The sequence below is a fragment of the Neisseria sp. S1 genome (assembly GCF_048060015.1).
In the GTDB taxonomy this organism is placed as follows: domain Bacteria; phylum Pseudomonadota; class Gammaproteobacteria; order Burkholderiales; family Neisseriaceae; genus Neisseria; species Neisseria arctica.
The window spans coordinates 79,986-95,032 of the sequence record NZ_JBLUPI010000004.1 but is presented as its reverse complement, the minus strand read 5'-3'; the positions used below and the strand labels follow the sequence as shown (position 1 = coordinate 95,032).

Annotated in this window: 8 protein-coding genes; 4 read left to right on the top strand and 4 right to left on the bottom strand. The window is 46.2% G+C overall.

The annotated features are described in order from the left end of the window. Window positions 1–154 precede the first annotated feature (154 nt). Entirely contained in the window at window positions 155–2,854 is a 2,700-nt protein-coding gene (pepN, locus tag ACEPPX_RS04275; RefSeq protein WP_416623067.1) for an aminopeptidase N, read from the bottom strand. Window positions 2,855–3,017: 163 nt separating this feature from the next. After that, complete coding sequence (locus ACEPPX_RS04270) at window positions 3,018–3,212, bottom strand: DUF2892 domain-containing protein (RefSeq protein WP_047759930.1); 195 nt, start codon at window positions 3,210–3,212, stop codon at window positions 3,018–3,020. 222 nt (window positions 3,213–3,434) lie between these two features. On the opposite strand from ACEPPX_RS04270, the gene ACEPPX_RS04265 reads away from it, so the two are divergent. After that, a complete protein-coding gene (locus tag ACEPPX_RS04265; RefSeq protein ID WP_152667018.1) occupies window positions 3,435–3,725 on the top strand; it encodes an ArsR/SmtB family transcription factor in 291 nt (96 codons plus the stop codon). Between the two features lie 73 nt (window positions 3,726–3,798). Then, entirely contained in the window at window positions 3,799–4,569 is a 771-nt protein-coding gene (gene xth / locus ACEPPX_RS04260) for an exodeoxyribonuclease III (protein ID WP_416623066.1), read from the top strand. Window positions 4,570–4,704: 135 nt separating this feature from the next. On the opposite strand, the gene ACEPPX_RS04255 is transcribed toward xth, so the two are convergent. Then, window positions 4,705–6,024: an MFS transporter gene (locus tag ACEPPX_RS04255; RefSeq protein ID WP_416623147.1), complete on the bottom strand. Its 1,320-nt coding sequence runs from the start codon at window positions 6,022–6,024 to the stop codon at window positions 4,705–4,707. 583 nt (window positions 6,025–6,607) lie between these two features. On the opposite strand from ACEPPX_RS04255, the gene ACEPPX_RS04250 reads away from it, so the two are divergent. Beyond that, entirely contained in the window at window positions 6,608–8,116 is a 1,509-nt protein-coding gene (locus ACEPPX_RS04250; RefSeq protein ID WP_416623065.1) for a catalase, read from the top strand. Between the two features lie 441 nt (window positions 8,117–8,557). Next, window positions 8,558–11,923 (top strand): right-handed parallel beta-helix repeat-containing protein, encoded by a 3,366-nt coding sequence (locus tag ACEPPX_RS04245; RefSeq protein ID WP_416623064.1) that lies wholly within the window; start codon window positions 8,558–8,560, stop codon window positions 11,921–11,923. A gap of 431 nt (window positions 11,924–12,354) precedes the next feature. Here the strand turns inward: ACEPPX_RS04245 and acnB are convergent, their stop codons facing one another. Beyond that, the gene (gene acnB / locus ACEPPX_RS04240) at window positions 12,355–14,940 is read right to left on the bottom strand and encodes a bifunctional aconitate hydratase 2/2-methylisocitrate dehydratase (RefSeq protein ID WP_416623063.1); all 2,586 of its coding nucleotides are present in this window, start codon (window positions 14,938–14,940) and stop codon (window positions 12,355–12,357) included. Window positions 14,941–15,047 lie beyond the last annotated feature (107 nt).

Below are 15,047 nucleotides of genomic sequence, written 5' to 3'. Positions count from 1 at the left end.
ATTGAAGCGGTCTTAACTTGATATTACGCGACACTACTTTGCTTTTACGGCAGATGCCGCTTATCTGTTTTTTATGAGGACAAGTGGCAAAAAAAGCGTACCGTAAACGATACAGTACGCTTGATTTCGACAGTTGGTGTAAAAATGAAGTTCCTCAGGAAAGTATTTTTCCGACGATTTCGGCTACATCTTTGGACAGACCTTCTTTATTACGGATACGTGACAGTTCTTTTTGCATTAATGCACGACGGTTGGACTCGAGTTTGTTGCAGATGTTGAAAGCCTGTACCAGACGGGCAGCTACCTGCGGGTTGAAACTGTCGATTTCTATAACTTTGTCAGCAATAAAAGTATAACCGCTGCCGTCTTCGGTATGGAAATGGGGAACGTTGCGGCTGAAACTACCTAAAAGCGCGCGCGCTTTATTGGGGTTTTCTAAACTGAATTTAGGGTGATTAAGTGCAGCTTGGGTTTGAACCAAGGCGTCCGGCCGCCAGCTTGAACCGATCAGCATAAAATATTTGTCCATAACCAGTGCGTCATCTGCATAGCGTTCGGCGAAGCGGTTGAGCAGTAAATCACGGCCTTCTTCATTTAGGTGGTTGACGGTGTGGAGGATGCTCATTTCATGTGTCATGTTGGGGGTGAGCTGCTCATATCGCGTGATGTAGTCTTGCAGTCGTGCACATACGGTTTTTTTATGCGCCTCGTTTTGTTCGTCCGAGTAGGCGGCAATGTTCATCATGCCGTGCTGCTCTTCGCGGATGGTGTAAAGACGTACGGCAGCGAGCAGTGAACGGATACCCGCCAACTGAGGGTGATATTCGTAAGGAGCTTCGATACCGCTGAGTGCTTCTTGTTCCAATGCCCATGTACGGATATAGACGAGGCTTTCCAAACATTGTTTGGCGATCTCATCGAGTAAGGCTTCTCGGGCCTGATGGTAGTGTATGGGATTGATGTTTTCCGAACCTTCCCATAATTCAGAGGCAGAAGGCATTTGCAGCAAGACTGCTTTGAAAGCCGGATCGATTTCTTGTTTGAGCATATGTTTGAATGCCTCAATCAAACCGTTGTGGGCAGGCAGTGGGGTGCCTTCCTCAATGGCGGCAAGATTGGCGGATACGGCGCGGCGGTAGAGTGTTTGCATAGCTTCCCAACGGGCGAACGCATCGGTATCGTGCGCGGCCAGTAAGTTGAGTTCGCTCTCGCTATACGGATATTCGAGATATACGGGAGCGGAAAAGCCGCGTAGGAGCGATGGAACGGGCTCTTCAGGAATGCCATATAGTACGAATTCTTGTTCGGCTTGGGTTAAAACCAATACGGTTTCGGTTTGCGAAGGAGCATCCGCCTGATCGGAAAGCGTAAAGGGTAACGCCTTGCCTTGCCGGTCGAGCAGGCCGATTTTCACGGGAATCAACATCGGCTGTTTATCCGACATATCCGGTGTGGCGGGGATAGTTTGGCGGATGTTGAAAGTAAGGGTTTGGCGTTGGCTGTCGTAACGGCTGCTCACTTCAAGTTTGGGCGTGCCTGCCTGGCTGTACCACAGAGCGAATTGGCTGAGATCGGTTTCGTTGGCATCGGCCATCGCGGCAAGGAAATCGTCGCAGGTAACGGCTTGGCCGTCGTGGCGTTTGAAGTACAGCCGCATGCCTTTTTGAAAGCCTTCTTCACCTAGAAGGGTGTGATACATGCGCACGACTTCGGCACCTTTCTCATACACGGTCATGGTGTAGAAATTATTCATTTCTTCGTATGAGGCTGGACGTACGGGATGTGCCATCGGCCCGGCATCTTCGGCAAACTGAAGCTGGCGCAGCAGGCTGACATTCTCGATACGGCGTACGGCACGGCTTGCCCGGTCGCCTGAAAATTCTTGGTCGCGGAAAACGGTCAGACCTTCTTTGAGGGAAAGTTGGAACCAATCTCGGCAGGTTACGCGGTTGCCTGTCCAGTTGTGGAAATATTCATGGCCGATAACAGATTCGATGCCTTCGAAGTCTGCATCGGTGGCGGTACGGCTGTCGGCTAAAACGTATTTGGTGTTGAAAATATTGAGGCCTTTGTTTTCCATCGCCCCCATATTGAAGTCGCCGACGGCAACAACCATGTAAATATCCAAATCGTATTCGAGGTCGAAGCGCTCTTCATCCCAATACATGGCATTTTTCAGTGATTCGACGGCAAAGCCTGCCTTAGATTTGTCGGCTTCGCTGGTGTAGAACTCGATAGCAACTTCACGTCCGCCGCGGGTAGTAAAAGTGGATTTGGTAAGTGCCAATGTGCCGGCTACCAATGCGAACAAATAGCTGGGCTTGGCAAAAGGGTCGATCCATTTTACCCAATGTCGGCCGCCTTCGAGATCGCCGCTATCGATTTTATTGCCGTTGGAGAGTAAAACAGGATAGCGTTTTTTGTCGGCAACAATGGTTGTGGTGAATTTCGACATCACATCGGGGCGGTCGATGTAATAGGTGATTTTACGGAAGCCTTCGGGTTCGCATTGGGTATAGAGGTTGCCGTTGGAACCATATAGACCCATTAGTGATTTGTTTTCGTATGGGCGGATACGGGTTTCTACTTCCAATACGAAACTTTCAGACGGCGCGTCGGGTATGGTAAGCGTATCGTCCGCAAGGCTGTAATGATTGATGGTTTCGCCGTCGATTTTCAGAGAAACCAGCTCTGCCGAACCGTTCAAGACAAGCGGGGCGGAGGTTTTCGGAATGACAATCATGCGAGCCTGAACGGTGGTTTCGGTTTCGCCTATATCAAATCGTAAATCGGTTTGCCGGATAGTATGGGCGGGTGCTTGGTAATCTTTTAAGTAGTGGACGGTTTGCGCCATGTTTCGCTCTTTTCTCTGTGTGTGACAAGATTAAATGACGCATCTTAGATGATTTTCAGGCCGTCTGAAAGCTTTGTAAACAACCGCCCGTATCTTGATAAGAAAGGGCGGTTGCCGGGTATTGTTACGCTTAAAACCGTAAATAGAATGGAGGGGTTAATTATTACAAATTTTTTTTGCAGGTATTAATGCCCAACAGGGTATATAAGCCGCACCATCCCAACAGGCCGGTAGCCAAAGGTATCAGGCCTAGCCATCCCCAGAGGGTTTGCGGGCCGACAAATACCAAACTGATGAGGATAATGCCGATAACGATACGGATGATCCGGTCGGAACTGCCTATATTTTTACAAGCCATATTGATTCTCCTTGATGACTGTTGCCGCCTGCTTTCAGACGGCTATTGGTGGAAATAGTGTTCAAACGGCAGGCCGCTTGGTTTGGGTAGTGGTATTGATGCCTAAATGAAAATTTTTAAAAACATAATAACATGATTTTTAAATATCACAAAGAGAGATTGCCGTATTGGTAATAAAATTTTAAAATGACATTCTCTCAATTCGTCGGATGGAATACGATCATGCAAGATATGCTGCACAATACGACTAAAGCCGCCGCTTTGCTAAAGCTGATTGCCCATCCTCACCGGTTGTTGATTCTCTGTTTGCTGCTGGAAAGTGAAAAAAACGTAACGGAATTGGTAGAGGCGATCGGAATCAATCAAACAGCGGTTTCCAATCATTTGGCCAAGCTTCGAAGTGAAGGTGTAGTAGAGTACACCCGTTATCATCGGGTTTTGCAATACCGTTTAACTTCACCGGAAATCGAAGCGATAATCGCAACATTGCATAAGATTTATTGTTCCGATTGATTTTTCCCACCTGTCGCTCAAGGCCGTCTGAAACTGTTATCATGCGGCCTGTTTTATTTTTGTCGGAAAACTTATGAAAATCGCTACCTGGAATGTGAATTCGTTGAATGTGCGCCTGCCTCAGGTGCAGGAGTGGTTGCAACTGCACCAACCCGATGTTTTGGCTTTGCAGGAATTAAAGCTGGATCAGGACAAATATCCGGCAGCTGTTTTTCAGATGGCCGGTTGGCATACGGTGTGGAGCGGTCAAAAAACGTATAACGGCGTGGCATTAATCAGCAAGCATCCGATTGAAGACGTGCATATCGGACTGCCTGAATTGCCTGATGATCCGCAACGTCGGGTCATTGCTGCTACGATCAACGGCGTGCGTGTGATTAATGTCTATTGTGTAAATGGCGAAGCGCTTGATAGCCCCAAGTTTCTTTATAAAGAACAGTGGTTTGCGGCTTTGAATAAATTTGTACGCGGCGAGTTGGAAAAATACCCGCAATTGGTACTACTTGGTGACTTTAATATTGCTCCTACAGATGCCGATTGCTACGATCCTGAGAAGTGGTTTGAAAAAATTCATTGCTCGAGTGTCGAACGCAGTTGGTTTAAAGATTTGCTGGCACTGGGATTAACCGACAGTTTGCGCCAAGTTCACCCGGAAGGGGCGTTTTATACTTGGTGGGATTACCGTGGTGCTATGTTCCAGCGTAAGCAAGGATTGCGTATCGATCATTTGCTGGTGTCTACGGTGTTGGCAGCCAAATTGCAAGATGTACAAGTGGATTTGGAGGCTCGAGGATGGGAGCGTCCCAGTGATCATGCGCCGGTATGGGCATTGTTTGCCGATTAATGTTCTGCCTTTGGGAATAGTTGAATGGGCATAGGTTTCGGATGTTTTGAACTGTTTTACCAAACCTTTGATTTTTAATTTGAACAAGCCTATATAGAAATGCCGTCTGAAAGTTTTCAGACGGCATAATTATTTTTAAGCACTGATATCTTCGAGTTTACGTCCTTTGGTTTCTTCTCCGAGTACCATAATGACCGCAGCCACCAACAGCATCACTGCAGTAAACATAATAAATATTTTATTGAAGCCTTCGGGTAGTCCGATCATGGAGGCGACGACCATCGGTGCCAAAATACCGCCGATACGGCCAACCGCGCCGGCCCAACCAGCTCCGAATGCCCGGAAGTGGACGGGATAAAGCTCGGGAGTGTAGGTATATAAAACTCCCCAAGCACCTAAGTTGAAAAACGACATCATGCAACCCCAGAAAACTACAGCAGCAATACTGCCGGCTTGCCCAAAGAAATAAGCACACACGGCACACGCGGCTAAAAAGCCGGCTAATGTTGCCTTACGGCCGATTTTTTCCACCAAAACCGCAGCAGCAAAGTAACCCGGAAGTTGGGCCAAAATCATCACCAATACATATTCGAAAGTTTTGACGACCGTATAGCCTTGTTCTACCAATAATTTCGGCAGCCAGGTAAAGATACCGTAATAGGAAAATACAATGCCGAACCATACTAACCAGAGCATTAAAGTGCGCTTGGCGAAGGGGTGTTGCCAAAGCTGGCCGAATTGTGTCGGTTTTTTTGCCATTGCTTCGGCAACTACCGCTTCAGACGCTACCGGTAGGCCGGCTTCTGCTTCCAAGCGGCAGACAAGGGCATGTGCTTCTTGTATCCGTCCTTTATTAATCAGATAGGGTACGGATTCGGGTACATATTTCCAAATCACCCAAGCATAAAATACGGGTACGGCACCGATTAAGAATGCACTGTGCCAACCGTATCGGGGGATGAAAAAATAGGAAATCAGTGCTGCGGCAAGCCAACCCAAGCCCCAAAAACTTTCCAGCAAAACAATAAAGCGGCCACGCACTTCAGCCGGAACGTATTCGCTTACTAATGTGACGGCAACCGGCAACTGTGCGCCCAAGCCGATACCGACTAAAAAGCGAAATAACAACAGCCATTCCAGATTAGGTGCCAATGCGCACAAACCGGTGGCGATGCAGTAAATCACCAAAGTGGCTGCCAAAACGGTTTTCCTACCGATTTTGTCTGCCGCTTTACCGCCGAAAACAGCGCCGATAGCCATGCCTATAAATCCGGTACTGACTACCCAGCCCAGTTCTTTGGGCGTAAGCGCCCATTCTTTTCCAAGCGTTGCCAATACAAAAGAGACTAAGCCCGTATCCATAGCATCGAACAACCATCCTAGTCCCACCAGCACCAAAAGCTTGTAATGAAATTTACCGACCGGCAGATTTTGCAGGCGGGAAACGATATCGATATTCATATTATGTGAATTTCCTTGTATCAGGTGTGTGCGGCATGATTGAAAACATAGTGTTAAAAAAAGTAAGCGCAAAATGTAGAGATAGTGCGAATTGAAGAATACAGTATTTTTTGATTTTACAAGAATATATATAGGTGGAAGGAGCTTTTAGGCTTTCAGACGGCCATTCAATTAAAGGGAAGTTCTATCGTGATATTTTTCGAAGGGATTTACTGTCTGTTTACAATAAACCCGTTATGTTGCTGTTACTATCGCTATGAATAATTTACCGTAATAGATTTGGTTTGGTATGGATAACTCCCATCAAGTTTTTGATTAACATCAATATATTATTTAATCCTACATCTATTGCGGCATCTATATGTGATTAATGTTTACTATTATAAAAACAAATCGCATTTATAGTTTTAATAGCTAAAAGTTTTATGTATAGTGTGTTTCATCAAAGAACAACCTTCTTACAGGAATCAAAAATGTACCAGTATGAAAACACTTTGCAAGATACCTGCTATACCTATGCTTACCAACAAATAGCTGTTTAAACGATTTTTACCCAAGGCGAAAAAGGAGCCAAATTATGTCTAAATGCCCAGTAACCCACTTAACCACCAATGGCGGAGCCCCCGTAGTTGATAATCAAAACAGCCTGACTGCCGGCCCCCGTGGCCCTTTATTGGCTCAAGATTTATGGCTGAATGAAAAGTTAGCCAATTTTGTACGCGAAGTTATTCCCGAGCGCAGAATGCATGCTAAAGGTTCGGGAGCGTTCGGTACTTTTACCGTTACCAATGACATCACCCGTTATACTCGCGCAGCGATTTTTAGCCAAGTTGGCAAAAAAACGGAAATGTTCGCCCGTTTTACCACTGTAGCCGGTGAACGCGGTGCAGCCGATGCCGAACGCGATATCCGTGGTTTTGCCTTGAAGTTTTACACCGAAGAGGGTAACTGGGACATGGTCGGCAACAACACACCGGTATTCTTTTTGCGCGACCCGCGTAAGTTCCCCGATTTGAATAAGGCGGTTAAGCGCGATCCGCGTACCAATATGCGTAGTGCTACCAATAACTGGGATTTTTGGACATTGCTGCCTGAAGCTCTGCATCAAGTGACTATCGTGATGAGCGACCGCGGTATTCCCGCCAGCTACCGCCATATGCACGGTTTCGGTTCGCATACCTACAGCTTTATCAATGCACAAAATGAACGTTTTTGGGTGAAATTCCACTTCATTACGCAGCAAGGCATTAAAAACCTGAGCAACGCCGAAGCGGAAGCCTTAATCGGTCAAGACCGTGAAAGCCATCAGAAAGATTTATACGAAGCCATTGAGCGCGGCGAGTTTCCGAAATGGAAAATGTGTGTGCAAATTATGCCCGAAGCTGATGCGGAAAAAGTACCTTACCATCCGTTTGATCTGACCAAAGTATGGCCTAAAGGTGATTATCCGCTGATTGAAGTCGGTGAGTTCGAGTTAAACCGTAATCCGGAAAACTTCTTCTTAGATGTTGAACAATCCGCCTTTGCTCCAAGCAATCTGGTTCCTGGTATCAGCGTATCGCCTGACCGCATGTTGCAAGCACGTCTGTTCAACTATGCAGATGCGCAACGCTACCGCTTGGGTGTTAACCACCACCAAATTCCGGTCAATGCTGCCCGTTGCCCCGTGCACAGCAACCACCGCGACGGTATGGGTCGTGTCGATGCCAACTACGGCAGCGCCCCGCATTACGAACCCAACAGCTTCGGCCAGTGGCAGGAACAACCTCAATACAAAGAACCGCCGCTGAAAATCAACGGCGATGCCGACTTCTGGAACTACCGTGAAGACGATGCCGACTACTTCAGCCAACCCCGCGCCTTGTTCAAATTAATGAACGATAAGCAAAAGCAAGCTTTGTTTGATAATACTGCTGCTGCAATGGGCGATGCCTTAGACTTTATCAAATACCGTCATATCCGTAACTGCTATGCTTGCGATCCGGCTTACGGCGAAGGTGTGGCTAAAGCACTGGGCATGACGGTAGCTGATGCTCAGGCGGCTCGCGAAAGTGACCCGGCGCTAGGGCAACCGGGTTTGCTGTAAACGGATGAATTTCGTTATCGGGAAATGTAAAGGAGTTTGATGATGAGTATGTGGGGTGATATCGGTGAGTTATTACTGGAAAATCTCCGCCATTATTGGCCTGATACAGAGTCTCGATAAGCGGACTTCTAAAGTCGGCTGGCTGATTATAGAAGTAGTCTTTACAAGCATTGTTGAAACCATAGATTAGTTGATTGTCTAATGCTGTTATCGCCTGTAAACGTAAGGTTTACAGGCGATTTTATTGATTTTTATTGAAAGATATTTGTCAAGATCGTGTTACATATTTGATACATTTTTTCAAAAATATAAAAATATTTACATTTGGAATTTATATAAAAATCAGTACTATAATTTAAATTGTAGTAACAAAAGTAATGATAATTAAAATTACATTATATAATCCACACTCCTAACACATTAGAGATCGTGGAGTTTGTAATGGCTAACAACATTAATATTATTCGTCAGCAGTCTCCGGAAAACGTGCTTAATAATTCGGAGATGCTTCAAGAGAACCTGCCGATTGATGATGCAGGTAATGAAATTTTGGGTGTTGAAAAAGTTGGATTTGCGGATAAAGAATCCATTGTGTTGGGGAATTTATCTGTAGAGGAAAAAACATATCAACAATCTTCTGCTTCTTATCCGAAAACAGTTTTTACAAATCAGGATGTTATTGTAAATGTTGAAGATGCACCTCAGGTGAAAACACAATTGGCGGAAGAAGTGGTGAAAACCTCAGGTGCTGTAGCTTCATCAGGCTTGAAACCAATGCATTTGTTATTCGGTTTGCTGGGGGCGTCTGCCGTTGGTGCTGCAGCTGGAGGTGGTGGCGGAGGAGGTTCTGAATCTGGTTCGGCTAAACAAGATAAGACGGTAGAAACTACAGTAGTCGAAGCGAAAAAAAATACCAATATTTCTTCTTCGCAAACATCTATTACTTTATCACCTGTTAATAGCGTATCGGCAGATGAACAGGTTTTGGCTGTTAACGCTAAAGATGTAGAAAAAGATGTATCTGAGTCGGTATTGGTAGAAAAAGCCAAAGCAGAGGCAGCTTCTAGTTCGCTTGAGGCTGGGAAATCTCCTGCTCCGCAGAATAATGCTGCCAAACCTGTGGTTAATGAAACTGTGGATAAATCTGTTGGTGAGCAGCAGGAAGTAGTTGTTTCTAAGGTTGCTCAATCCACTGTTGGCGTTACTCAAAATAAGGAAATTCCAACGTCTACTTTATCACCTGTTAAGAGTGCATCTGCAGGTGAACAGGTTTTAGCTGTTAACGCTAAAAATGTAGAAAAAAATATATCTGAGCCGGTATTGGTAGAAAAAGCTAAAGTAGAAGCAGTTTCCAGTTCGCTTGAGGCTGAGAAATCTCCTGCTTCGCAGAATAATGCTGCCCAACCCGCTGTCGAAACTATTCAAAACCAACCGTTACCGGTAGAGAGTAAAACAACAGGAATCGTAAAAGAAAATGTTGCGGCTAATGAGGCCGTAGCGATTGACGCAAACCCCCTCCAAACAACTACTCCGATGCCTGTTGAATTTGCGAATCTCAAAACAGATACCGCGTCAGTTGGTTCAGAAAATTTAGTGACTGCTAAAGATGTATCGTTACAAACATCCGGTAATAATATTTCAGACGGCCTTGCTACCATAGAGAAAACCGATACGGCAGTATTTGGGGTTATTGGCGGCTACAAAGTGTATACGCATACTTCGTATGGAAAATACGTGGATGCCCGTGATTTCGGTAGTGATCCCAGTGGCAAACAAGACAGCTATGCCGCAATTAAAGCTGCATTAGCTGCTGCACACCAAGTCGGGGCCGGTGTATATCTGCATGGAAAACTGTATATTTCCGAGCAGTTGGTAATTGATAAAAATACCAGCGGAGTTACCTCGCTGTTTGGTGACGGCATGGGTAAAACGGTTATTTCTTTTGATAAAGCCCAAGTAGGTGTATTTAATCCCAATAGTAACGATACCGATATTCGTAAAGATGCGGGTATTTTGATTGATGGGCAAAACGGTAAAACAATAGCCGATTTATCGGTGCAATACACCAATAAAGATTTCTACCGCCCCGGAGAAAGCTATTTTGGCAAAGTATGCGGGATATTAGTTAATGATGCCAGCAATACGCTGATCAGTAAGGTAGAGGTTTCGGGCGCCAACCGTGCCGGCATTATGTTCTCGTCTACGGCGGCATTAACTGTTGATCCGAACGGTAAAGGAAAAACTTATAAAGCCCGTTTGATTCATGATGAAATTTCGGAAGATTATCCGAATTTGCCTGTAGGTGAAAATAACCGTCTGGTTGACAGCTATCTGCACCATAACCGTGTAGCGGGTGCGGGTGTGGCCTATCAAAAAGACTTTATCGCAGAAGGAAATACATTCTCTTGGAACGGCCACGAAGCTGATGGTGGTACGGGTTACGGTATTATGGCTATGGCAGGCAGCTATAATTTCGGGGTAACTTTTACCAAGAACACTACCGACCACAATTACCGTAAAGGTTTGGATGTACACGACGGTAACGATATCGTGATTACGGACAACGTTGCCATTGGCGACCGTTTATATGGTATTGCCGTATATAACCGCCAATTTACCATGAATAATGTAAAAATCAGTGGTAATGTGATTGAGCAAGATCCTAATTTCCGTTTGGAAGCGGATGATAATCTCCAATACAAAAACAGCTACCATACTTATTCAGGTATTCAAATACAAACCAATACCCAGTTGAAAAACCTGCACAGCGATCCTAACGGTTATTTTGAAATCAGTAACAATACGATTAAGAACCTGACCTTATATAAGGATGCCGTTCAAACCTATGCGATCGAATTCCGTAACCATGAGCAGGCTATGGATTACACTTTGAATATTAAAGATAACCATATCAGTGGGGAATCTACTAAATATCTGATTGGTATCATTAATAATACCAAAGACTATATTACCCAGACCAACGGCCCGGGCTCCGGCAATATCAATATTACCGGTAATATTGCCAGTATTGGTGAAATCGCTCGGACTACTATGCCGATTTTTATCAATGAGCATAATACGGATGGTAATTTACGCGGTGCGGTAACGATTCAGGACAACTATATTACCGTTCGTGAAAAATCTAATGGAGCGGTAGAGGGTATCCAGGTAATCGGCAATGCCACACAGTACAATATTATTGATAATGTATTTGAACTGCATGGTGTGATAAATCATTCGATTATCAGTATCCACGGTCATCGCGGAGAGGTGCAACCGGAACTGAATGTAACCGGAAATCTGGTATTTACTGATTACAATCAGCTTTCCAACCAATGGATCGAATCGGTGCGCGCAACCGTGAATGCTTCCGACAACAAACATAACGATGCAGAAGCTTTGGCAGAGAAATTGGCTGCAAAAAACCAAACGACATCAGAAGAAAACGTTGTAGAGGTAGCTGATGAATCTATCGGAGAAGATATTATCAGCGGACCGTTATCGGTAACAGAAACCGCCAATACACAGCTTTTCGATATTGGAAGTGATTCGGTTGGCGATAATGATTCCGCACGTGCTCAGCCTGCTGGAGTGCTTTCGGATACAGTAATTACCGAAAACGGCAGTGCGTTGACTTTATCAGATCTGCTAGATACTGGTAATACTATCGAATTAGCAAGTCTGCTGCCTTCTGGCAATACTTCTGCTGCCCTACAGCCGGGTACAACAGATGCGGCGTACCTTCCTACTTTGCCTGTCACGGAAATCAGTTATACGGAAGACATCGGTAATACTGTGATTTTCTAACAAATTAATAAACACATTACGGGAGGCCTACTTTAAATAAGTAGGCCGTTTTTTTATGGCGATTAATAGGTTGGCTAATATACTTGTATTCTGAAGTAATCCGCTCTTTATATTTTAGGATAATGATTCTTTGGGAACAGGTGGGCATAAATAAAAGGCCGTCTGAAAGTTTGGAAAGTAACTTACGAAGAGACGGGGTTTCCATTAAATCGAACATGTGACTGAGCGGGATCCATAATGCCGGCACTTAATAGCTTTGCCTTATGTGAGGATATATTATTGATGTAGCCGCTTCCGTTGAATGCAGACGGCAGTCTAATAATACAAAGATAAGCAGGCAATAAAAAACACCCGTCCGGCTTATCCGACGGGTGTTTGTGGAGTTGTGATAATAGGTTTTTCAGATGGCCTTATTATCACCGTATCAGGTATTAGAGGTTTACTTTCTCGGCAACTTCATTATAGCTGTCGATTTCGTTGAAGTTCATGTAACGGTAAACTTCCGCACCTTTTTCGTTGATGATGCCGATATTGGCTTGGTATTCCTCAACAGTCGGGATACGGCCCAGTTTCGAGCAGATAGCCGCCAGTTCGGCCGAGGCTAGGTAAACATTGGTATTTTTACCCAAGCGGTTCGGGAAGTTACGGGTAGAGGTAGAAACCACGGTAGCACCTTCACGTACTTGTGCTTGGTTACCCATACACAGTGAGCAACCCGGCATTTCCATGCGCGCGCCGCTACGGCCGAGAATACCGTAATAGCCTTCTTCAGTCAGCTGTTGGGCATCCATTTTGGTAGGAGGAGCAACCCAGAGGCGTACCGGAATATCCGATTTGCCTTCCAACAGTTTGCCGGCTGCGCGGAAATGGCCGATGTTGGTCATGCACGAACCGATAAATACTTCATCGATAGGTGTGCCGCTTACTTCAGACAGGAATTTCACATCATCGGGGTCGTTCGGGCATGCAACGATCGGTTCTTTGATGTCATCCATATTGATTTCGATAACGGCAGCGTATTCCGCGTCTTTATCTGCTTCGAGCAATTGAGGATCGGCCAGCCATTTCTCCATGGCTTTAATACGGCGCTCTAGAGTGCGCGGATCTTTGTAGCCGTCGGCAATCATGTTTTTCATCAACACGATATTAGATTTCATATACTCGATAACCGGCTCTTTATTTAGTTTTACGGTACAGCCGGCAGCAGAACGTTCGGCAGAGGCATCCGATAATTCAAAAGCCTGTTCTACTTTCAAATCCGGCAGACCCTCGATTTCGAGAATACGGCCGGAGAAAATATTTTTCTTGCCGGCTTTGGCTACGGTTAGCAAGCCTGCTTTGATGGCATACAGAGGAATAGCGTTTACCAAATCGCGCAGGGTAACGCCCGGCTGCAGTTTGCCGCTAAAGCGTACCAATACCGATTCCGGCATATCTAGGGGCATTACACCTGTGGCCGCTGCAAATGCTACCAAACCTGAGCCGGCAGGGAATGAAATACCCAGCGGGAAGCGGGTGTGTGAGTCACCGCCGGTACCTACGGTATCCGGTAACAGCAGACGGTTAAGCCATGAATGGATTACACCGTCGCCCGGGCGCAGAGAAACACCGCCGCGGGTGGAGATAAATTCCGGCAGCTCTTTATGGGTTTTCACGTCTACCGGTTTGGGATAGGCGGCAGTGTGGCAGAACGACTGCATTACCAAATCGGCAGAGAAGCCCAAGCAGGCCAAATCTTTCAATTCGTCGCGAGTCATCGGGCCGGTAGTATCTTGCGAGCCTACGGTAGTCATTTTCGGTTCACAGTAAGTGCCGGGACGTACGCCTTGGCCTTCAGGCAGACCGCAGGCACGGCCGACCATTTTTTGCGCCAGTGAGAAACCGGCATTGCTGGCGGCCGGAGCTTGCGGCAGGCGGAATTCGGTTGAGGGCGGCAGGCCTAAAGCTTCGCGGGCTTTGGCAGTTAAGCCACGGCCAATAATCAAGTTGATGCGGCCGCCGGCTTGTACTTCATCCAGTAATACTTGTGATTTCAGTTCGAATTCGGCAACGGTTTCGCCGTCTTTTACAATTTTACCTTCGTAGGGCAGGATGTCGACAACATCGCCCATGTGCAGTTTGGATACGTCTACCTCGATCGGTAGTGCGCCCGAGTCTTCTTGAGTATTGAAGAAGATAGGTGCAATTTTGCCGCCCAAGCATACGCCGCCGAAGCGCTTGTTCGGAACAAAAGGAATATCGTGGCCGGTGTGCCAGATTACCGAGTTGGTTGCGGATTTGCGTGAAGAACCTGTGCCGACTACGTCGCCTACGTAAGCAACGAGATGGCCCTTGGCTTTTAGTTCTTCCAATAATTTGATCGGGCCGATTTCACCCGGTTTGTCGGGATCGATGCCCGGGCGGGGGTTTTTTAACATCGCCAGTGCATGCAGCGGGATATCGGGACGACTCCACGCATCGGGTGCCGGAGAGAGATCGTCGGTATTGGTTTCGCCGTCTACTTTGAATACGGTAACGGTGATTTTTTCGGGTACTTTTTCACGAGAGGTAAACCATTCGGCATTAGCCCATGATTCCAACACGGCTTTGGCATGGGCGTTGCCTTTTTCAGCTTTTTCCTGCACGTCGTGGAATGAATCGAACATCAGCAGGGTATGCTTCAAACCTTCTGCTGCAATCGGTGCCAGTTTTTCGTTGTCCAGTAGTTCGATCAGCGGGTAGATGTTGTAGCCGCCGAGCATGGTTCCCAAAAGCTTAGTAGCGTATTCAGGAGAAACCAACGGACTGGTGGCACTGCCTTCTGCAATGGCGGCCAAGAAAGAGGCTTTGACTTTAGATGCATCGTCTACACCGGGAGGAATGCGATTGGCCAGTAAGTCGACCAAAAATTCGCCTTCGCCTTCGGGCGGGTTTTTTAACAACTCAACCAAATCAGCGGTTTGCTGTGCGGTGAGGGGAAGGGCGGGAATACCCATTGCTTCGCGTTCTGCGGCAGCTTTACGATAGGCTTCTAACATCTCTTCGTTCCTTTTTTGTGCAGTTTTTCTTCTGGTGGGGATACGCATATTGTAGTATGCAGTAGCATTCCAATCATAAACTAATTCGTTATAAATAGGAATACTTT

Coding starts and splice junctions, on each gene's coding strand:
- pepN (WP_416623067.1), bottom strand. CDS start 2,854: ATGGCGCAAACCGTCCACTACTTAAAAGATTACCAAGCACCCGCCCAT.
- ACEPPX_RS04270 (WP_047759930.1), bottom strand. CDS start 3,212: ATGGCTTGTAAAAATATAGGCAGTTCCGACCGGATCATCCGTATCGTT.
- ACEPPX_RS04265 (WP_152667018.1), top strand. CDS start 3,435: ATGCAAGATATGCTGCACAATACGACTAAAGCCGCCGCTTTGCTAAAG.
- xth (WP_416623066.1), top strand. CDS start 3,799: ATGAAAATCGCTACCTGGAATGTGAATTCGTTGAATGTGCGCCTGCCT.
- ACEPPX_RS04250 (WP_416623065.1), top strand. CDS start 6,608: ATGTCTAAATGCCCAGTAACCCACTTAACCACCAATGGCGGAGCCCCC.
- ACEPPX_RS04245 (WP_416623064.1), top strand. CDS start 8,558: ATGGCTAACAACATTAATATTATTCGTCAGCAGTCTCCGGAAAACGTG.
- acnB (WP_416623063.1), bottom strand. CDS start 14,940: ATGTTAGAAGCCTATCGTAAAGCTGCCGCAGAACGCGAAGCAATGGGT.